At 67.1% G+C, this 18,554-nt stretch carries 17 protein-coding genes; 9 read left to right on the top strand and 8 right to left on the bottom strand.

Annotated elements, in window-relative coordinates:
* Positions 1–140: 140 nt before the first annotated feature.
* Complete coding sequence (locus tag AC07OD_RS20845; protein ID WP_218340352.1) at positions 141–770, bottom strand: c-type cytochrome; 630 nt, start codon at positions 768–770, stop codon at positions 141–143.
* Positions 771–842: 72 nt separating this feature from the next.
* On the opposite strand from AC07OD_RS20845, the gene yihA reads away from it, so the two are divergent.
* A complete protein-coding gene (gene yihA / locus AC07OD_RS20840; protein WP_218293408.1) occupies positions 843–1,586 on the top strand; it encodes a ribosome biogenesis GTP-binding protein YihA/YsxC in 744 nt (247 codons plus the stop codon).
* 49 nt (positions 1,587–1,635) lie between these two features.
* On the top strand, positions 1,636–2,541 hold the full coding sequence (locus AC07OD_RS20835) for an alpha/beta fold hydrolase (protein WP_218340353.1): 906 nt from the start codon (positions 1,636–1,638) through the stop codon (positions 2,539–2,541).
* A gap of 120 nt (positions 2,542–2,661) precedes the next feature.
* Here AC07OD_RS20835 and AC07OD_RS20830 read toward each other — a convergent pair whose 3' ends face one another.
* Positions 2,662–3,528 (bottom strand): lysophospholipid acyltransferase family protein, encoded by an 867-nt coding sequence (locus tag AC07OD_RS20830; protein WP_218293406.1) that lies wholly within the window; start codon positions 3,526–3,528, stop codon positions 2,662–2,664.
* Positions 3,525–4,379 (bottom strand): lysophospholipid acyltransferase family protein, encoded by an 855-nt coding sequence (locus AC07OD_RS20825; protein WP_369641629.1) that lies wholly within the window; start codon positions 4,377–4,379, stop codon positions 3,525–3,527. The genes AC07OD_RS20830 and AC07OD_RS20825 overlap by 4 nt, the downstream gene beginning before the upstream one ends.
* Before the next feature lie 132 nt (positions 4,380–4,511).
* On the opposite strand from AC07OD_RS20825, the gene metK reads away from it, so the two are divergent.
* From metK to AC07OD_RS20810, 3 genes are all read left to right on the top strand, one after another.
* Positions 4,512–5,693 carry a methionine adenosyltransferase gene (gene metK / locus AC07OD_RS20820; protein ID WP_010462160.1) on the top strand — a complete coding sequence of 394 codons (1,182 nt, stop codon included), beginning with the start codon at positions 4,512–4,514 and terminating at the stop codon, positions 5,691–5,693.
* A 227-nt stretch (positions 5,694–5,920) separates the two neighbouring features.
* The gene (locus AC07OD_RS20815; protein ID WP_218340356.1) at positions 5,921–6,106 is read left to right on the top strand and encodes a DUF1328 domain-containing protein; all 186 of its coding nucleotides are present in this window, start codon (positions 5,921–5,923) and stop codon (positions 6,104–6,106) included.
* Positions 6,107–6,165: 59 nt separating this feature from the next.
* Positions 6,166–6,618: a hemerythrin domain-containing protein gene (locus AC07OD_RS20810; protein ID WP_218293402.1), complete on the top strand. Its 453-nt coding sequence runs from the start codon at positions 6,166–6,168 to the stop codon at positions 6,616–6,618.
* A gap of 84 nt (positions 6,619–6,702) precedes the next feature.
* Here the strand turns inward: AC07OD_RS20810 and AC07OD_RS20805 are convergent, their stop codons facing one another.
* Both AC07OD_RS20805 and AC07OD_RS20800 read right to left on the bottom strand, forming a co-directional pair.
* Positions 6,703–7,947: a diguanylate cyclase gene (locus tag AC07OD_RS20805; RefSeq protein WP_218340357.1), complete on the bottom strand. Its 1,245-nt coding sequence runs from the start codon at positions 7,945–7,947 to the stop codon at positions 6,703–6,705.
* Positions 7,948–8,132: 185 nt separating this feature from the next.
* Positions 8,133–8,834, bottom strand: a complete 702-nt coding sequence (locus AC07OD_RS20800; protein WP_494597938.1) for an NUDIX hydrolase — start codon at positions 8,832–8,834, stop codon at positions 8,133–8,135.
* Between the two features lie 157 nt (positions 8,835–8,991).
* Here AC07OD_RS20800 and AC07OD_RS20795 point away from each other — a divergent pair, with 157 nt between their 5' ends.
* From AC07OD_RS20795 to AC07OD_RS20780, 4 genes are all read left to right on the top strand, one after another.
* Positions 8,992–9,849, top strand: a complete 858-nt coding sequence (locus AC07OD_RS20795; protein ID WP_494597937.1) for a cysteine hydrolase family protein — start codon at positions 8,992–8,994, stop codon at positions 9,847–9,849.
* A 46-nt stretch (positions 9,850–9,895) separates the two neighbouring features.
* Complete coding sequence (gene pncB / locus AC07OD_RS20790) at positions 9,896–11,086, top strand: nicotinate phosphoribosyltransferase (protein WP_494597936.1); 1,191 nt, start codon at positions 9,896–9,898, stop codon at positions 11,084–11,086.
* Positions 11,087–11,228: 142 nt separating this feature from the next.
* A complete protein-coding gene (locus tag AC07OD_RS20785; protein ID WP_494597935.1) occupies positions 11,229–12,929 on the top strand; it encodes an NAD+ synthase in 1,701 nt (566 codons plus the stop codon).
* Between the two features lie 106 nt (positions 12,930–13,035).
* On the top strand, positions 13,036–14,073 hold the full coding sequence (locus tag AC07OD_RS20780) for a bifunctional nicotinamide-nucleotide adenylyltransferase/Nudix hydroxylase (RefSeq protein ID WP_494597934.1): 1,038 nt from the start codon (positions 13,036–13,038) through the stop codon (positions 14,071–14,073).
* A 79-nt stretch (positions 14,074–14,152) separates the two neighbouring features.
* Here AC07OD_RS20780 and AC07OD_RS20775 read toward each other — a convergent pair whose 3' ends face one another.
* From AC07OD_RS20775 to AC07OD_RS20765, 3 genes are all read right to left on the bottom strand, one after another.
* The gene (locus tag AC07OD_RS20775; RefSeq protein ID WP_218340362.1) at positions 14,153–15,409 is read right to left on the bottom strand and encodes a Zn-dependent hydrolase; all 1,257 of its coding nucleotides are present in this window, start codon (positions 15,407–15,409) and stop codon (positions 14,153–14,155) included.
* A gap of 38 nt (positions 15,410–15,447) precedes the next feature.
* Positions 15,448–16,899, bottom strand: a complete 1,452-nt coding sequence (gene hydA / locus AC07OD_RS20770) for a dihydropyrimidinase (protein ID WP_218340363.1) — start codon at positions 16,897–16,899, stop codon at positions 15,448–15,450.
* Between the two features lie 71 nt (positions 16,900–16,970).
* Positions 16,971–18,431: an NCS1 family nucleobase:cation symporter-1 gene (locus AC07OD_RS20765; RefSeq protein WP_218293393.1), complete on the bottom strand. Its 1,461-nt coding sequence runs from the start codon at positions 18,429–18,431 to the stop codon at positions 16,971–16,973.
* Between the last annotated feature and the right edge of the window lie 123 nt (positions 18,432–18,554).

Raw genomic sequence — 18,554 nt, 5'->3', positions numbered from 1 at the left:
ACGTGGGCTTCGGGGCGCGAAAGAAAGAAAAAGGGCGGGACCATCTGTGCGATGGGCCCGCCCGTTTTGGGATTGTTATTGGCGGTAGGTTCCGTGCGGCCCGGTCTTTCGGGCCACAAGATTGACGAAAATCAAATCGCTCAGCGCAGGCCGGCGATGTAGTCGGCCACGGCCTTGATTTCCTTGTCGTTGAGCTTGGCCGCCACTTGCGTCATCTGGATGCTGTTGGCGCGCGAGCCGTCGCGGAAGGTGTTGAGCTGTGCCACGGTGTAGTCTGCGTGCTGGCCCGACAGGCGGGGGTACTGCGCGGGGATGCCGGCACCGTTGGGGCTGTGGCAGCCCGCGCAGGCAGCGATCTGGCGGTCGGCGATACCGCCACGGTAGATGCGCTCGCCCAGGGCGACGAGGTCCTTGTCCTTCGCGAAGCCGGCCTTCGCGGGCTTGGCGGTCACCCAGTACGCGATGTTCCGCATGTCGTCATCCGACAGGGCACTGGCGAAACCCTTCATGACGGCGTTGTTGCGCTTGCCGGACTTGAATTCCTGCAGCTGCTTGACCAGGTATTCGGGGTGCTGCTGCGACAGCTTGGGGTTGGCCGCGATGGCCGAGTTGCCATCGGCGCCGTGGCAGGCGGCGCACACCGCGGTGTAGCTGGCCTCGCCCTTGACGAGATCCGGCTTGGCCGCTTTGGGGGCATCGCCCGCCGCAAAGGCCGAAATAACAGGTGCTGCCAGTGCGGCAGCCGTCAGCAAGGAGGCGAGCAACTTCATATCGAGGGTCTGTGTTTATGTGCGCAAAACCTCGCGATTCTACAATGAGGCTCCCTCGCATCCCAATTCCCCATGACGACATCTCCTACCGCGCCAGTTGCTGGCTCCCTTCCGCCCGCACCTGACGCCAAGACCGCCATGGGCTGGATGCACACGGCCAAGTTCCTGACCACGGCCGCGCAGCTGCACCATCTGCCGCCCATCGACGTGCCTGAAATCGCCTTCGTGGGCCGCTCCAATGCGGGCAAATCCACCTGCATCAACACGCTCACCCAGCAAAAGCAGCTCGCGTTCGCGTCCAAGAAACCCGGGCGCACCCAGCACATCAACCTGTTTTCCCTGGGCAAGCAGGGCGTGATGGACGCGGTGCTGGCTGACCTGCCCGGTTACGGCTACGCCGCCGTGTCGCGCTCGGACAAGGTGCGCTGGCAGCAGGTGATGGTGAACTACCTGGTCAGCCGCCCCGGGCTCACGGGCATCGTGCTGCTGTGCGACCCGCGCCTGGGCCTGACCGAGCTGGACGAGGCCCTGCTGGAAGTGGTGCGCCCGCGCGTCGAAGAGGGTCTCAAGTTCCTCATCGTGCTGACCAAGGCCGACAAGCTCACCCGCGCCGAGCAGGCCAAGGTGCTGTCGATTACGCGACTGAACGCGGGCGGTGGAGAGGTGAAGATGTTCTCGGCCCTCAAGAAACAAGGCGTGGACGAGGTGGCGCAGCTGCTGTGGCAATGGGCACACCCGGTACAGCCGGCCGCCCCCGCAGCAGCGCCCGACGGCACCGCCGCACCGGAAGCCCCTGAGGATTCTCAGCAAAATTAGGCACGGCGCTTGTCTGTCATGCGCTGCTAGCTATTCAATTCATAGCATCATGATCCAGACCCGCTCCGTCACCCTGCCCCACGGCATCACCCTGCACTGCCGCGTGACCGGCGTGGCCGGCCGTCCGGTGCTGCTGCTGCTGCACGGTTTCCCGGAAGGCGCCTTCATCTGGGACGAACTGCTGCTGCACTTCGCTCGGCCTGAGAACGGCGGCTACCGCTGCATCGCACCCTACCTGCGCGGCTTCGGGCCCTCCAGCAGCCCGGCCGAGGCCGAGGCCTACCGCGCCAAACACCTGGTGCAGGACCTCGCGGCCCTGATCGCGGCCGAGTCCCCGGGCGGCCCGCTCGAATGCCTGGTGGCGCACGACTGGGGCGGGGCCGTGGCCTGGAACCTGGCCAACCAGCAGCCGGGGCTGATGAAGCGCCTGGCCATCATCAATTCGCCCCACCCGGGCACGTTCCTGCGCGAGCTGCAGCACAGCCCCGCGCAGCAGGCCGCCAGCCAGTACATGCACTTTCTCTGCCGCCCGGACGCCGAGGCGCTGCTGGCCGAGAACGATTTTCGCCGCCTGTTCGGCTTTTTCGACGCACCGGACGGCCGCGCCCCCGCCTGGCTCACCGAGAGCGTGCGCGCCCAGTACCGCGCCCTGTGGCAGCAGGGCCTGACCGGGGCCTGCAACTACTACCGCGCCAGCCCCCTGCGCCCACCCCGCGAGGGCGACGACAGCGTGCAGGCGATCACCCTGCCGGACAGCATGCTCACCGTGGCCGTGCCGACCCTGGTGCTCTGGGCGATGGACGACCCGGCCCTGCTGCCCGGGCTGCTCGACGGCCTGCCGGGCTGGATTCCCCAACTGCAGCTGCACCGCGTGGAGCAGGCCTCGCACTGGGTCGTGCACGAACACCCCGAGCGCGTGGCGATGGAGCTGCGGCACTTTTTGCAGCAAAAATGATAGCTGTCAGCGCTTGAAGCGTAAGCGCTGCAGCCTGTTTGAACCCAGTGACAACGGGTGCCCCGCCTGTCCGCGCCCGCGAGCGGCCAGCCAGCAGGAGCCGGCTGCGCCTGGCGTCATTCAGTACACCGAGCCTTCGCCCTCGGGCCGCGTCTTGAAGCGCTTGTGCACCCAGTAGTACTGGCCGGGCGACACATCGATGTAGCGCTGCAGATTGGCGTTCATGAGGGCGGTGTCCGCCTGCACGTCGTCGGTGGGGTAGCCGGGCCAGGCAGGCGAGATCTCGGCCACATAGCCCGTGGGCGTGAGGCGCGTGACCATCGCGATCACCTTGGCCCGCCCCAGCCGCGCAAAGCGCGACAGCGACGGCACGGTGGCGGCCTGCATGCCGTAGAACGGCACGAACAGCGAGTCGTTGCGGCCGAAGTCCATGTCGGGCAACAGGTACAGCAGGCCACCCTTGCGCAGATTGGCGATGATGGGCTTGACCCCGTCGTTGCGGTTGAGCATGCGCACGTCGCCAAAGCGCTGGCGCCCCTCGCGGAACCAGGCATCCACGGCCGGGTCCGGGTGGGTGGAGAAGATCGACGTGAACGCGCGCGACGTGTGCAGCGTGAGCGCCGAGCCGCCCGCATCCATGCCGTAGAAATGCGGCGCGAAGATGATGGTGGGCGTGTCGCCCTCCAGCTCGTTGAGCGCTCCCCGCAGCTTCACGCGCTCGAGCACCACATCCCGGGGCGCGAACCACAGCCAGCTGCGGTCCAGCCACGACTGGCAGAACACCACGAAGGTTTCCTGCGCCCAGGCACGGCGCTGCTGCTCGCTGGCATCGGGATAACACAGCGCCAGATTGCGCAGCGCCACACGCCGGCGCGGCCCGGCCAGCACGAACAGGATGCGGCCGATCAACCAGCCCATGCCGCGCAGCACCGGCAGCGGCAGGCGCGCCAGCACGCGCATGAACCAGACCCCCAGGCGGCCCGTCATGCGGCCACCTCGGGCGCCGCGGCCGACTCAGCGCGCGGCTGCTTGTAGCGGGCGTAGCCCCACAGGTACTGTTCGGGGCATTGGCGGATGAGGTGTTCCATGGCCTGGTTGATCTGCAGGACGGCGACGTCGATCTGGTCGGACAGCGGCTGTGCCAGCGGCTCGAAGTGGGTGACGAAACCCCGGCCCCAGGGCAGGCGCTCGCAGCGCGCCAGCACCACGGCCGCGCCCGTCTGCTGGGCCAGGCGCACGGCCAGGGTCATGGTGTAGGCGTCCCGGCCAAAGAAAGGCGCCCAGTGGCCCTGCCCTTCGGGCGGCACCTGGTCGGGCAGCAGGCCCACGGCCTCGCCCCGGCGCAGGGCCTTGATCATCTGGCGCACCCCCGCGAGCGTGGTGGGCACGGCGAGCATGCCGGGCCGGTTGCGCGCGGTTTCCATCACCTTGGCCAGCCAGGCCTGGCGCGCGGGGCGGTACAGCACGGTGATGGGCCCGCGCTCGGCGCTCCAGCGCCGGGCCGCGGCCTGCGCCGACAGCTCGAAGCACCCCTGGTGGGGCGTGAGGTACACGATGCCGCGCCCGGCCGCGTAGGCCGCCTCGACGCAGGCCTCGCCCTCCAGCCGGCAGGGCATGGGCGCGCCCAGCCACAGGCGGGGCAGCTCGGTCACCATCCGCCCCGCATGGGCCACGGCCGCGCGCACGGTCCCGAACGGATAACCCGCCAGCGCCACATTGGCCAGGAAGCGGCGCCGGTAGGTGGGCGAGGCGGCGAACGCCACCCAGCCCATGGCCGCGCCCATGATGTGCAGCAACCACAGCGGAAATACGGAAAAGAATCGGAAGACGACTGGCATTAAAATGGATGGGTCGCTGAGTTAAATGAGCAACTTGCAGGGCGACGTTAAATAAATCTGCTAAAGCGTTCGCCAAAGCTCCTTCGGGGTGAGGGCAACGCCCCAAATGCCGGAACACAGGAGTTTATTCAAATGGCGAACGACTTTCTCTTTACCTCGGAATCCGTCTCCGAAGGCCACCCCGACAAGGTGGCCGACCAGATCTCGGACGCGATTCTCGATGCGATCTTCAAGCAGGACCCCCGCTCGCGTGTCGCCGCCGAAACGCTGACCAACACCGGCCTCGTGGTGCTGGCCGGCGAGATCACCACCAACGCCCACGTGGACTACATCCAGGTGGCGCGCGACACCATCAAGCGCATCGGCTACGACAACACCGACTACGGCATCGATTACAAGGGCTGCGCCGTGCTCGTGGCCTATGACAAGCAGTCCAACGACATCGCCCAGGGCGTGGACCACGCGTCCGACGACCACCTGAACACCGGCGCCGGCGACCAGGGCCTGATGTTCGGCTACGCCTGCGACGAGACGCCCGAGCTGATGCCCGCGCCCATCTACTACGCGCACCGCCTGGTGGAGCGCCAGGCCCAGCTGCGCAAGGACGGCCGCCTGCCCTTCCTGCGTCCCGACGCCAAGTCGCAAGTGACGATGCGCTATGTGGACGGCAAGCCCCACAGCATCGACACCGTGGTGCTCTCCACCCAGCACCACCCCGACCAGAGCGAAACGCAAACCAAGATGAAGGCCTCGTTCACCGAAGCCATCATCGAAGAGATCATCAAGCCCGTGCTGCCCAAGGAATGGCTGCAGAACACGCGCTACCTGATCAACCCCACGGGCCGCTTCGTCATCGGCGGCCCGCAGGGCGACTGCGGCCTCACAGGCCGCAAGATCATCGTGGACACCTACGGCGGCGCCTGCCCCCATGGCGGCGGCGCCTTCAGCGGCAAGGACCCCACGAAGGTGGACCGCTCGGCCGCCTACGCCGCCCGCTACGTGGCCAAGAACATCGTGGCCGCCGGCCTGGCGCGCCAGTGCCAGATCCAGGTGGCCTACGCCATCGGCGTGGCCGAGCCGATGAACATCACGGTCTACACCGAAGGCACGGGCGTGATCTCCGACGAGCGCATTGCCGCGCTGGTGAAGGAGCAGTTCGACCTGCGACCCAAGGGCATCATCCAGATGCTGGACCTGCTGCGCCCAATCTACGAAAAGACGGCGGCCTACGGCCACTTCGGCCGCGAAGAGCCCGAATTCAGCTGGGAAAAGACGGACAAGGCGGCGGCACTGCGCGCAGCAGCAGGGCTGTAAAACCCGCCGCGCGAATCACACGCCGTAAGCCCTCCCCGGCCCCAAGCCGCAACGCCCAGGCGTTGCGGCTTTTTTTCGCGCTGCGTCTGGCAGCCGCGCCCAGGGGCCCTCTCCTACAGCGGCAACCCGCCCGGGCTGACGGCCGCGCACCCGCCCCACCGGTATCGTTCCTGCACACCCTCACGCAGCCCCGGGCTGCTCTTCAACCCCCGCAAGGAGCGACCATCATGCTGAAGTACGCCATCATTTTTGCCCTGATTTCCCTGGTTGCAGGCGCGCTGGGCTTCACCGGTGTGGCTGCCGGCGCCGCTGGCATTGCCAAAGTGCTGTTCGTGATCTTCCTGATCATCGCCGTGGTGTTCGTGGTCCTCGCCGCCGTGGGCGTGGGCGCCGCGCGCAAGGCGCTGAAGTAGCCGCCACGGCTTGGTTGCACCCCCACGATCCACGCACAAGAAAAGAAATCAGGAATCCCATGGCCCTCAACATCTTTGAAGCGCTGCGCGAAAGCCACGAACGGCAGCGCGCGCTGTGCAAGCAGCTGGTCGATACCAGCGGCGACACGCCCGAGCGGCACGACCTGTTCGAGCAGCTCAAGACAGAACTGCTGGCGCACGAGCTGGCCGAGGAGCGGCATTTCTACATTCCGCTGATGGCGCACGATGCGGGCGTTGATCTATCCCGCCACGCGATCTCCGAACACCACCAGCTCGATGAACTGGTGGAATCGCTGGAGGATGCCGACCCCGCAACGCCCGCCTGGCTGCCGCTGGCCAAAAAACTGGCCGAGAAGGTCGAGCACCACCTGGAAGAAGAGGAACACAAATTCTTCCAGATGGCCGGCAAGCTGCTGACCGAAAAGCAGAAGATGCAGCTGGCCAAGGAATACCTGGCGACCTACGAAGAAGCAAAGACGACGACTGCCTGAGCGGCGACGGCACCCTTCTCACCCCATGTGAAGACAGTGCGTGAATTGCGCGTCGCGCCCCCGCAGGGGAACGTGATCAGCGCCTCAGGCCACCGCTTCCTCGGCCTGCACCACGCAGTTGCGGCCCCGGGACTTGGCCACATACAGGGCGGTGTCCGCGCGCTTGATGAGGGCATGGGCGTCTTCGTGATGGTCCCAGGTCGCCACGCCAAAACTCGCGCTCACATGGCCCACCGAATCGAAGGGCGCGCCGGCGATGCGGGCACGCACGGCCTCGGCCATGGCCATGGCGGCGTCCACCGGGGTTTCCTTGAGCAGGATGATGAACTCCTCCCCGCCGAAACGCGCCGCGCAGTCGGACGAGCGCAGCAGTTCGCGCACGCGCAGCGCCGTGCTCTTGAGCACCACGTCGCCCGAATCGTGCCCGAAGGTGTCGTTGATGCGCTTGAAGAAGTCGATGTCGAACATCACCACCGACAGGTGGCTCTTCTTGATGCGGGTGTCGGCCATCTCGGTCTCCAGCCGTTCGAAGAAGCGGCGGCGGTTGACCAGATCGGTCAGGAAGTCCTTGGTGGCCAGGTCCTCGAGCTTGCGGTTCAGGCGCGCCATGGGCTCGATCACCAGCGAGGACAGCGACAGGTTCAGCACCACGAACAGCAGCACGAAGCTGCCCAGCAGCGCGCCCATCACGGTATAGAAGGTCTGGCGCGCCTTCTCCAGCGGGAAGTACATCGGCACCTTCACCACCTGGATGCCCACCGTTTCGTTCATGCCCCAGCCAAAGCCGTTCTTGTCGCCATACACCTTGAGCATGGTGGGGGGCGCCACGGCCGGTGTGCTGTGGCAGGCCATGCACTGGGCCTGCTTGATGGTGATGGGGCGGGCCACGTACAGGGCGCGGTGCATGCCCTCGCCCACCTCGCCGGAAACCTCCTTCTTGAGGTCCGCGCGGCCTTCGCGGAAGTCGCCGATGATGCGCTCCTCCCATTCCGTGGCGCGGTCGCGCAGATTGGTGGGATTGAGCACCGCCTCCTTGTACTCATACCCGGGAAAGCGGCTCTGCAGGCGACGCAGGGTCTCCGTGGCGGCATAGGCTGGCACCGTCTGGGGGAGGAATTTTTCCGCCAGCGTCACGTCCAGATGCGGCTTGACGAGCTCGGTGGTGTAGTCGCGGATCGCCATGGCCGCATGCATCATGATCTGCGAGTTGTGCTGCACCTCCTCGATCGCCGACTGCTGCAGGAATCGGTGCACGTACAGCCCCGCCCCCACCACCGCCAGCAGCAGCACACCCGCCAGCACCAGATTGAATTTCAGCCGCAAAGACATGGATGACCCTCAGGCGCCAGCGTCGGGCCGGCTTGTTGTTGTTGGCGGTGCGGCGGCGGCCCTCCCGGCCCGCCGGCGCGCACCCACCCTTCGTGGGACACAAAGTTTGCGTTTGTGCCAGATTTCCCCGGCGCGGTCCAACTTTTTCGTTCGTTCGTGCGTGCGTGCGCGCCGCCGCCAGGGCGCTACAGCCCCCGTGCGCTCAGCGACAGGCTGCGCCGGTAGGCGTGACGCACCCGGTACAGCTGCGCGGGCCGGTGGGCGCCGCCGGTCTGCAGGGCACCGGGCAGTGCCTCCAGCATCGCGAGCTCGTCCATCTTGCGGCGAAAGCTCACCTTGTTGATCGCCTCGCCCAGCACGGCTTCGTAGACCGCCTGCAGCTGCGGCAGCGTGAAGGGCTCGGCGCACAGGTGCACGGGCATGGACGAATACTGGCTCTTGCTGCGCACGCGCAACACGGCGGCATCGACGATCTGGCGGTGGTCGAACGGCAACGGCGGCAGGCCGCCGTCCACGGCCACCAGCTGCACACAGCCCTCCGCCTGGGCCAGCGTCCCGGGCGGGACCAGCGCACAGTACGCCACCGCCAGGGACCAGCCCCGCGGGTCCCGCACCGCGCCCGAGAAGGTGGCCAGCTGCTCCAGATAGGGACTCTCCAGGCCCGCCTTGGCACGCAGCACGCGGGCGGCGGCGGCCTGGGCGTCCACATCGTCCTGAGCGTGGATGTAACCGCCCGGAAGCGCCAGCGCCTGGGCGAACGGCGCGTGCTCCCGGCGCACCAGGGCCACCTTCAGCACCCCCTCTTCCAGGGTCAGCAGCACCACATCCACGGTGCAGATCACGGCACAGGCGCTGTCGTCGTTCATGGGGGAAGGCACATGGTTCATTGCAGAGATATACGAACGAGGCTACCACCGGGCGGCGCAAACCCCAAGCGCTTGCGTGCTGGCCGCTGGCGCACAGCGGAAACATGAGGTTTCACATTAGTTAGTTTCATTATTAACCTAACAAACCTACACTGTTCCCATACCGAAGGAGAAGCCCATGGCCCGCAATATCCAGCTGCTGGTGATCGACCCGCAAAACGACTTCTGCGACCTGCCGGCCGATTGGCAACCCCGCCAGCCGGACGGCACCCGCACGATGCCCAGCCTGCCCGTGGCTGGCGCCCACGCCGACCTGCAGCGCGCGGCCGCCTTCATCCGCGCGCAGGCGGGGCGGCTCGACGCCATCACGGTGACGCTCGATTCGCACCAGCGCTTCGACATCGCCCACCCCGGCTTCTGGCAGCAGGCCGACGGGTCGGCCGTCGCGCCCTTCACGCCCATCACGGCGGCCCAGGTGCGCAGCGGCGCCTTCACCCCCCGCAGCGCCGCCGCACTGCCCCGCACGCTGGCCTACCTGGATGCGCTGGAAGCCCAGGGCCGCTACACGCTCATGGTCTGGCCGGTGCACTGCGAGATCGGCAGCTGGGGCCACGGCGTGCATGCCGACGTGCTGGCCGCCTGCGGCGACTGGCAGCTGCAGCTACAGCGCGCGGTGCACCACGTGTTCAAGGGCACCAACCCCTGGACCGAGCACTACAGCGCGATCCAGGCCGAGGTGGTCGATGCCGCCGACCCGGACACCGCCCTCAACACCCGCCTGCTCGCGGCGCTCGACACCGCCGACCTGCTCCTCATCGCCGACGAGGCCAGCAGCCACTGCGTGCGCGCCACCACCGAACACATCGTGCGGCACCTGCCCCGCCTGCAGGCGGCGGGCGCCCGGCCCGGCCACATCGTGCTGCTGACCGACTGCATGAGCCCCGTGGGCGGCTTCGAGGCGCAGCACCAGGCCTTCCTCGACGCCATGCGCGCGCAAGGCGTACAGCTGGCCACCAGCACGGAAATCGGCCTTTAGCGCTTGCTGAACAAGCGCAACAAGCTATAAAAACAGGAGCACCATCATGACTCGCATCATCACCAGCCTGCTCGACACCGACCTGTACAAGTTCACCATGTGGCAGGCCCTGCTGCACCGCCATCCGCAGACGCAAAGCGAATACCGCTTCGTGTGCCGCAACCAGCCCCTGTACCCGCTGGCCGAGCTGCTGCCGCAGGTGAACGCCGAGCTGGACCACCTGTGCTCGCTGCGCTTTACCAAGGGCGAGCTCGACTACCTGGGCAGCCTGCGCTTCATCAAGAGCGACTTCGTCGACTTCCTGCGCCTCTTCCAGTTCCAGCGCAACTTCATCGAGGCGCGGGCCGAGGGCGACACGCTGACCATCGTGGCCCGCGGCCCCCAGGTGCATGTGATGGGCTTCGAGATCTTCGTGCTGGCCATCGTGAACGAACTGTACTTTCGCCGCTTCGACGCGGCCGCAGCGCTGGCCAGCGGGCGCGAGCGCCTGGCCGCCAAGGTACAGCGGTTGCAGGACCTGGCCCGGCAAGCCACCTTGCGCCACCCCTTCGAGCTGTTCGACTTCGGCCTGCGCCGCCGCTACAGCGGCGACTGGCAGCGCGAGGTGGTCAAGACATTTGCAGAGCAGACACCCCAGTGGTTCAAGGGCACCAGCAACGTGCTGCTGGCGCGCGATTTGAACCTGGTGCCCATCGGCACCATGGCGCACGAATACCTGCAAACCTACCAGGCGCTGGGCGTGCGGCTGCGCGACTTTCAAAAGGCCGCGCTGGAGGACTGGGTGCAGGAGTACCGGGGCGACCTGGGCATCGCGCTGACCGACACCGTGGGCATGGACGCCTTCCTGGCCGACTTCGACCTGTACTTCGCCAAGCTGTTCGACGGCCTGCGCCACGACTCGGGCGACCCGGTGGCCTGGGGCGAAAAGGCGCTGGCGCACTATGCCAGGCTGCGCATCGACGCGCACACCAAGCGCCTGGTGTTCTCCGATGGCCTCGACCTGGAGCGCGCCCTCATGCTGTACCGCCACTTTGGCGACCGCACGCAGCTCGGGTTTGGCATTGGCACGAACCTCACCAACGACATGGGCGCAGACCACAAGCCCCTCAACATCGTGATGAAGCTCACGCACGCCAACGGCCAGCCCGTGGCCAAGCTCTCGGACACGCCCGGCAAGACGCTGTGCGACGATGAAACATACTTGGCATACCTGCGCCAGGTCTTCAGCATTGCATAAGAAGCCCCCCTGAGTCGCTTCGCGCCTTCCTCCGGGGAGACGACGCCCTCACTGCGGTGCGGCCCTTGCTTGGCGTCCCTGGCATGGGCTGCGCCCGTGTCGGCGGCTGCCGACGAAATCGAACCTTAGGATGAATGACACCATGCTCCGCATCACCATCGCCCAGCTCAACTTCACCGTCGGCGACATCGAGGGCAACGTGGCCCGCATGGTGGCCGCCGCGCGGCAGGCGGCGCGCGAACAGGCCGACCTCATCGTGTTCAGCGAACTGTCGCTGTGCGGCTACTACCCCGGCGACATGCTGGAGGAAAGCGCCTTCCAGCAGCGCATCGAGGCCGGCCTGGCCGCGCTGCAGCAGGCCTCCGCCGGGCTGCCGCAACTGCACTGGGTGGTGGGTGCGCCCATGCCCGCGCGCGGCCCCGGCAAGCGGCTGCACAACAGCCTGCTGGTGCTGCAGGGCGGCACCGTGCGCCTGCAATACGCCAAGCAGCTGCTGCCCACCTACAACATCTTTGACGAGCGCCGCCATTTCGAGCCGGGGCCCGACGTGGCCAAGGTGCTGCGCATTGGCAACGCCCAGGTGGGCCTGCTGGTCTGCGAGGACGGCTGGAACGACCACGGCGCCGACTACGTGACGAACCCCTTCGAGCGCATGCGCGACGCGGCACCCGACCTGGTGGTGAGCATCAATGCCAGCCCCAGCCACATCGGCAAGCGCGAACAGCGCCACCAGATCTTTGGCGGCTCCTCGCGCCGGCACGGCCTGCCCATCCTGTATGTGAACCAGGTGGGCGGGCACGACCAGGTGGTGTATGACGGCGCCTCGTTCGCCGCCGAGCCCGAGGCCGGCATCGTCTTCGAGGCGCCACGCTTCGTGGAGGACGTGCGCACGCTCCGGTTCGAGGGCGGAAGCTTCTTCACGGCGGAAGGCGCACGCCCCGCGCCCGTGCCGGAGCAGGGCCTGCCCACGATGGATTTCTACCGCCAGCAGATCGTGCTGGGCCTTTCGGACTACGCGCGGCGCTGCGGCTTCACGCAGGTGGTGGTGGGCAGCTCGGGCGGCATCGACAGCGCGCTCACCCTCGCGCTGGCGGCCGAGGCGCTGGGACCCGGGAACGTGGTGGGCATCACCATGCCCTCGCGCTATTCCAGCAGCGGCTCGGTCGATGACTCGGTGGCGCTGTGCCGCAACCTGGGCGTGCAGCTCTTCACGCACCCGATCGCCGATCTGGTGGCGGGCTACGCGCGGCAGTTCGAGGCCAGCTTTGGCCCGCCGCTGGCGGGCCTGCCGCTTGAAAATTTGCAGGCGCGCATCCGTGGCACGGTGCTGATGGAGTATTCCAACGCCTTCGGCCACCTGCTGCTCACCACCGGCAACAAGTCGGAAATCTCGGTGGGCTACTGCACGCTGTATGGCGACACCAACGGCGGGCTGGGCCTGATCGGCGACCTGTACAAGACCGAGGTGTTCGCGCTTGCGCGCCATGTCAACGAACACGCCGGGCGCGAGCTGATTCCGCAGGCCATCATCGACAAGGAACCGTCCGCCGAGCTGGCGCCCGGCCAGCGCGACGTGGACAGCCTGCCCCCCTACCCGGTGCTGGACGAAGTGCTCAAGCTGCTGATCGAGGGCGACCGCCTGTCGAGCGCCGAGCATGCGGCCGCGCAGGCCTTCGTGGCGCAACTGCAGCAGGAAGAAGCCGGCCGCGCGCTGGTGCAGCGCGTGCGCATGATGGTGGCGCGCAACGAATACAAACGCCGCCAGGCCCCGCCCATCGTGCGCGTGCGGGCCCGGGCCTTTGGCAGCGGGCGGCAGATGCCGATTGCGGCACGGTATGCATGAACCATCGATCAGATAAAATCACTACAAAAAAGATAGCTGCTGGCGCTTGATAGACAAGCGCCAGCGGCCAAAAAACCTCAAAAATACAACCCAGCAATGGAGACACATGCTCGATACCGCCATCTACATCGGGCGTTTTGAACCCGTGCACAACGGCCACATCGCGCTGCTGCGGCGCGCGCTCGACAGCGCGCAGCAGGTCATCGTGGTGGTGGGCTCGGCCTGGCAGGCGCGCTCGCCCAAGAACCCCTTCACCTGGCAGGAGCGCGAAGCCATGCTGCTGATGGCGCTGCCCGAGGCCGACCGCAGCCGCGTGCAGGTGCTGCCCATGCGCGACTACTACAACGAGGCCGTGTGGGTGCAGGCCGTGCGCCAGGGTGTGGCGCGTTTGACCGCACCGAGTGCGCGCACCGGGCTGGTGGGCCACTTCAAGGACGCCACCAGCGGCTACCTGAGCGCGTTCCCCGGCTGGGAGCTCATCCATGTGGAGCGCCAGGGCCCCATCGACGCCACGGCCATCCGCGACGCCTGGTTTGGTGCGAGCCCCGACACCGTTCCCTCCGCCCTCGCCCCCCTGGCCAACCAGATGCCCCCCAGCACCCTGGCCACGCTGGTCCAGTTCGCGCAGACCCCGCCCTACCTGGCGCTGCAGCAGGAGTGGCGGATGCTGCGCGGCTACCGCCAGGCCTGGGCGGCCGCGCCCTATCCGCCCGTGTTCGTGACGGTGGACGCCGTGCTGCGCTGCCGCGACCATGTGCTGCTGATACGCCGCGCCCACGCCCCCGGCAAGGGCCAGCTGGCGGTGCCCGGCGGTTTCATCGAACAGCGCGAGACCGTGTGGCAGTCGTGCCTGCGCGAACTGGTGGAAGAAACCCACTGCCACCTGCCCGAGGCCACCATGCGCGCCGCCCTGCAGTCGGTGGCGGTGTTCGACCACCCCGACCGCAGCCAGCGCGGGCGCACGCTCACGCACGCGCACTACTTCGATCTGGGGGACACGCCGTTTCCCGTGGTGCAGGCCGATGACGACGCGATGCTGGTGCAGTGGACGCCCATCGGCCAGCTGGCGGGCCTGGAAGAGGAGTTCTTTGAAGACCACTTCCACATGCTGGACCACTTCCTGGGGCTGACGGAACTGCACTGACGGCGCACGGCCGCATTTCGGGGAAGAACTGCTGCCAGCGCTTGTCCGTCAAGCGCCGTCAGCTATCATTTATATAGCATCAAGTCCCCGCCCGCTCGAGCATGGCATGCAGCAGCACGTTGCACCCCGCCGTGATGTGCTCGGGCTTCGCATCCTCGATCTCGTTGTGGCTGATCCCGTCCTTGCACGGGATGAAGATCATGCCGCTGGGCGCCAGCTTGGCCATGTACACGGCATCGTGCCCCGCGCCCGAGACAGCGGGCATGTGGCTGTAACCGAGCTTGGCGGCCGCGCGGCCCACGGCCTCCACGCAGTTCTCGTGGAAGGCCTGGGCCGGGTAGCTGGACACCATCTCGATGTGCACCTGCACGCCGTGTTCCTGGGCCACCTGCCCGGCCAGGGCCTTCACCTCGGCGGCCATCTGGTCCACGAGTTCGTCGGTGCTGTTGCGCAGGTCGATGCTGAACTTGACCCGCCCGGGGATCACGTTGCGGCTGTTCGGAAACACCTGCACCATGCCCACGGTGCCACGTCCGTGCGGCGGGTGGCGGTGGGCTGCCGCCACCACGTCCTGCATGATGCGCGTGGCGGCCAGCATCGCATCCTTGCGCAGCGCCATGGGGGTGGGGCCGGCGTGGGCTTCCATGCCGGTCACGGTGCAGTCGAACCAGCGGATGCCCAGCACGCCGCTGACCACGCCGATGGTCTTGTCGTTGTCTTCCAGCACCGGACCTTGCTCGATGTGGGTTTCGAAGTAGGCACCGATGGGGTGGTCGCCGGGTTCCTGGTCGCCCACGTAGCCGATGCGTTCCAGCTCGCCCTTCACGGTCTTGCCCTCGGTGTCGGTGGCGGCGTAGGCGTGTTCCAGCGTGAAGGCCTTGGCGAACACGCCCGAGCCCATCATCACGGGCACGAAGCGGCTGCCCTCCTCGTTGGTCCAGAACGCGACTTCGATGGGCGCCTCGGTCTCGATGCCGTGGTCGTTGAGCGTGCGCACCACCTCGATGCCCGCCAGCACGCCGTAGTTGCCGTCGAACTTGCCGCCCGTGGGCTGGGTGTCGATGTGGCTGCCGGTCATGATGGGCGGCAGGCTGTTGTTGCGCCCGGGGCGGCGCATGAAGCCGTTGCCGATCTTGTCGATGGTCACCGTCATGCCCGCCTCGCGCGCCCAGCGGGTGACGAGATCGCGGCCCTGCTTGTCCAGGTCGGTGAGGGTCAGGCGGCACACGCCGCCCTTGGGGGTGGCGCCGATCTGCGCCAGCTCCATGAGCGAATCCCACAGGCGCTGGCCGTTGATGCGCAGGTTCTCGATATCGGGTTTGACTTTGGTGTCCATGGTGTTCTCCAGAGGCATTGAATCGGTCAGCGAGTCCATCAACGTGCGACAGCGGTAGGCGCCAGGTCCTGCGCGCGCTTTTGCACGGCCTGGAAGTTGGCGCCGAACGCGGGGCGCTTGATGTAGCGGCCCTTGCCCTGTTCGGCCCGCAGGTCGCCGTTGGCGAACACCACGCGGCCCTGGCTGATGGTGTGGCTCGGGATGCCACGCACGGTGCGGCCCTCGAAGATGTTGAAGTCGCCCTTGCTGAACTGCGTCTTGGCCGAGAAGGTCTTGGTGCCTTCAGGGTCCCACAGCACCAGGTCGGCGTCGGCACCCTCGCCGATGAAGCCCTTGCGCGGGTAGATGTTGAACAGCTTGGCGCAGTTGGCCGAGGTGATGGCCACGAACTCGGAGGGCGTGAGGCGCCCGGTGTTCACGCCCGCATCCCAGATGGCGGCCATGCGCTCTTCCACCCCGCCCGTGCCGTTGGGGATCTTGGCGAAGTTGTCCTTGCCTGCCGCCTTCTGCGCGGCGCAGAAGGTGCAGTGGTCCGTGGCGGTGGTGTGCAGCTGGCCCGACTGCAGGCCGCGCCACAGCGCCTCCTGGTGGACCTTGGGGCGAAAGGGCGGGCTCATCACATAGGCGGCGGCCTTGGCGAAGTCCGGGTCGCGGTACACGCTGTCGTCCACCAGCAGGTGCCCCGCCAGCACCTCGCCGTACACACGCTGGCCGCGCGCGCGGGCGCGGGCGATGGCGTCGGCCGACTCCATGCAGCTCACATGCACCACGTAGATGGGCACGCCCAGCACGTCGGCAATGGCGATGGCGCGGTTGGCGGCCTCGGCCTCGACCATGGGCGGGCGCGAGAGCGGGTGACCCTCGGGGCCGGTGATGCCCATCTTGGCGACCTCCTGCTGCAGCAGGTACACCAGCTCGCCGTTTTCGGCATGCACCGTGGGCATGGCGCCCAGCTCCAGCGCGCGCTTGAAGCTGTTCACCAGGGTTTCGTCGTCGCACATGATGGCGTTCTTGTAGGCCATGAAGTGCTTGAAGCTGTTCACGCCTTCCTGCTGCACCAGGGTGCCCATGTCGGCGCGCACCTGCTCGCTCCACCAGGTGATGGCGACATGGAAGGAATAGTCGGCAGCCGACTTCTCGGCCCAGCCGCGCCACTTGCGGTAGGCGTCGAGGATGGGCTCCTGCGGGTCGGGAATCACGAAGTCGATGATGCTCGTGGTGCCCCCGGCCAGGCCCGCGGCCGTGCCGGTGAAGAAGTCGTCCATGGTGACGGTGCCCATGAACGGCAATTGCATGTGCGTGTGCGGATCGATCCCGCCAGGCAGCACGTACTGGCCGCTGGCGTCCAGGGTCTGTGCGCCCGCGGGGGCCTGCGCCGCCACGCTCTCGCCCACGGCCACGATGCGGCCGTCCACGCACAGCACATCGGCCGGCTGCTCGCGGTCGGCATTGACCACGGTTCCACCGCGGATCACAAGGGCTTGGGTCATGGGGATCTCCTTCAGGGATGCAGATCAAAAAGAGGCCCTGCGCTGGCACCAGGCCCAGGCAGGGCCGGAGGTCATTGCTTTTTCTTCGCGGTCAGGTAGTAGTAGGTGCCGGCCACGGCCAGGCTGAAGAACCAGCCCGAATCGAACAGGGTGAGCCAGATGGCGGGCATGCTGGCCTTGTCCACCACGCCCGACACCGCCAGATAGCCCGGCAGGCACGGCAGCACGCCCAGGAAGAAGGCCATGAGCGCATGCAGGTTCCAGCCGTTGCTGTATTCGTACTCGCCGCCGCGGCGGTACAGGTCGTCCACCTTCAGCTCGCTCTTGCGCACCAGGTAGTAGTCCACCAGCAGGATGCCCGCGATCGCGCCCAGCAGCGTGCCGTAGCCGCCCAGCCAGGTGAAGAGGTAGCCGCCTGATGTGGCCAGGATCTTCCAGGGCATGAACACGAGCCCGATCAGCGCGGCGATGATGCCGCCCATGCGAAAGCTGATCCTGGTAGGCGCGCACTGGCTGAAATCATAGGAAGGCGACACCAGGTTGGCGGCCACGTTGGTGGTCAGGTTGGCCAGCAGGATCACCAGCAGGCCCAGGCCGGCCGCCACGCTGCCCATCTGGGTCAACAGGCCGTCGGGGAACAGCTGGGCCTTGCCGTACAGGATGGCCGACGCGGAAAAGCCGATGACGCCCACCATCGAGAACAGCGCCATGGGAATCGGCAGGCCGATGGCCTGGCCCAGGACCTGGTCCTTCTGCGATCTGGCGAAACGCGTGAAGTCCGGAATGTTGAGCGCCAGCGTGGCCCAGAAGCCCACCAGCCCGGTGAGCGCGGCCCAGGTCTTGGGCCCGCCTTCCACCACCTTGGCGGGCAGGTTGAAGAGCTGGCCCGAGGGCACCCGCACCATGAGCACCACCACCAGCAGGATGGAGGCGGCGATCATCAGCGGCGCGGCGATCACCTCCAGCTTGCGGATGGATTCCGGCCCTCGCCAGATGAACCAGATGTGCACCGCCCAGAAGGCGAGGAAACACATGAACTGCGAGGTGCTGATGGTCTGGCCATCGGCCGGCCCCGCGAGGTTCATGCCCACGATGTTCAGGAAGCCATGCAGCGCCAGCGCACCAAAGTAGCAGTTGATGGAGAACCAGCCGCAGGCCACCAGGCCGCGCAGCACGGCGGGCAGGTTGGCGCCCTTCACGCCGAACGATGCGCGGGCGAGCACCGGAAACGGCACGCCGTACTTGGGGCCCACGCGCCCGATGAGCACCATGGGCACCAGCACGATGCAGTTGGCCAGGAACACCAGCCACACGGCCATTTGCCAGGAGAAGCCCTGGTCCAGCATGGAGCTGGCCATGGTGTAGGTGGGCACGCAGACCACCATGCCCACCCAGAGCGCGGCAAAGTCCTTCCAGGTCCAGTGCCGCTGCGCGGCGGTGGTGGGGAGCAAATCTTCGTTGGCGAGCGTGTTGGATGCTGCGCCGGGCATCAGCCCCGCCACATGGGCAGCGCCACCGGTACTGTTCGTCATGCCTGTACTCCTGTCAAAGACCTCATTGGGGTTGCACACAACCCGCTGTCTGGTCCGGCGCCCCGGTGCATTCAGATGCGGGCCAAAGGAAGCGAGCGATGCTATAGATCACGCAAGGACCGC

This window comes from Acidovorax sp. GW821-FHT10E03 (assembly GCF_059415205.1).
The sequence above is the reverse complement of the archived record's forward strand: the minus strand, read 5'-3'. Positions and strand labels throughout refer to the sequence as shown.

Excerpts from the sequence above, each read along its gene's own strand:
- AC07OD_RS20845 (WP_218340352.1), bottom strand. The coding sequence starts at position 770 with ATGAAGTTGCTCGCCTCCTTGCTGACGGCTGCCGCACTGGCAGCACCT.
- yihA (WP_218293408.1), top strand. The coding sequence starts at position 843 with ATGACGACATCTCCTACCGCGCCAGTTGCTGGCTCCCTTCCGCCCGCA.
- AC07OD_RS20835 (WP_218340353.1), top strand. The coding sequence starts at position 1,636 with ATGATCCAGACCCGCTCCGTCACCCTGCCCCACGGCATCACCCTGCAC.
- AC07OD_RS20830 (WP_218293406.1), bottom strand. The coding sequence starts at position 3,528 with ATGACGGGCCGCCTGGGGGTCTGGTTCATGCGCGTGCTGGCGCGCCTG.
- AC07OD_RS20825 (WP_369641629.1), bottom strand. The coding sequence starts at position 4,379 with ATGCCAGTCGTCTTCCGATTCTTTTCCGTATTTCCGCTGTGGTTGCTG.
- metK (WP_010462160.1), top strand. The coding sequence starts at position 4,512 with ATGGCGAACGACTTTCTCTTTACCTCGGAATCCGTCTCCGAAGGCCAC.
- AC07OD_RS20815 (WP_218340356.1), top strand. The coding sequence starts at position 5,921 with ATGCTGAAGTACGCCATCATTTTTGCCCTGATTTCCCTGGTTGCAGGC.
- AC07OD_RS20810 (WP_218293402.1), top strand. The coding sequence starts at position 6,166 with ATGGCCCTCAACATCTTTGAAGCGCTGCGCGAAAGCCACGAACGGCAG.
- AC07OD_RS20805 (WP_218340357.1), bottom strand. The coding sequence starts at position 7,947 with ATGTCTTTGCGGCTGAAATTCAATCTGGTGCTGGCGGGTGTGCTGCTG.
- AC07OD_RS20800 (WP_494597938.1), bottom strand. The coding sequence starts at position 8,834 with ATGAACCATGTGCCTTCCCCCATGAACGACGACAGCGCCTGTGCCGTG.
- AC07OD_RS20795 (WP_494597937.1), top strand. The coding sequence starts at position 8,992 with ATGGCCCGCAATATCCAGCTGCTGGTGATCGACCCGCAAAACGACTTC.
- pncB (WP_494597936.1), top strand. The coding sequence starts at position 9,896 with ATGACTCGCATCATCACCAGCCTGCTCGACACCGACCTGTACAAGTTC.
- AC07OD_RS20785 (WP_494597935.1), top strand. The coding sequence starts at position 11,229 with ATGCTCCGCATCACCATCGCCCAGCTCAACTTCACCGTCGGCGACATC.
- AC07OD_RS20780 (WP_494597934.1), top strand. The coding sequence starts at position 13,036 with ATGCTCGATACCGCCATCTACATCGGGCGTTTTGAACCCGTGCACAAC.
- AC07OD_RS20775 (WP_218340362.1), bottom strand. The coding sequence starts at position 15,409 with ATGGACACCAAAGTCAAACCCGATATCGAGAACCTGCGCATCAACGGC.
- hydA (WP_218340363.1), bottom strand. The coding sequence starts at position 16,899 with ATGACCCAAGCCCTTGTGATCCGCGGTGGAACCGTGGTCAATGCCGAC.
- AC07OD_RS20765 (WP_218293393.1), bottom strand. The coding sequence starts at position 18,431 with ATGACGAACAGTACCGGTGGCGCTGCCCATGTGGCGGGGCTGATGCCC.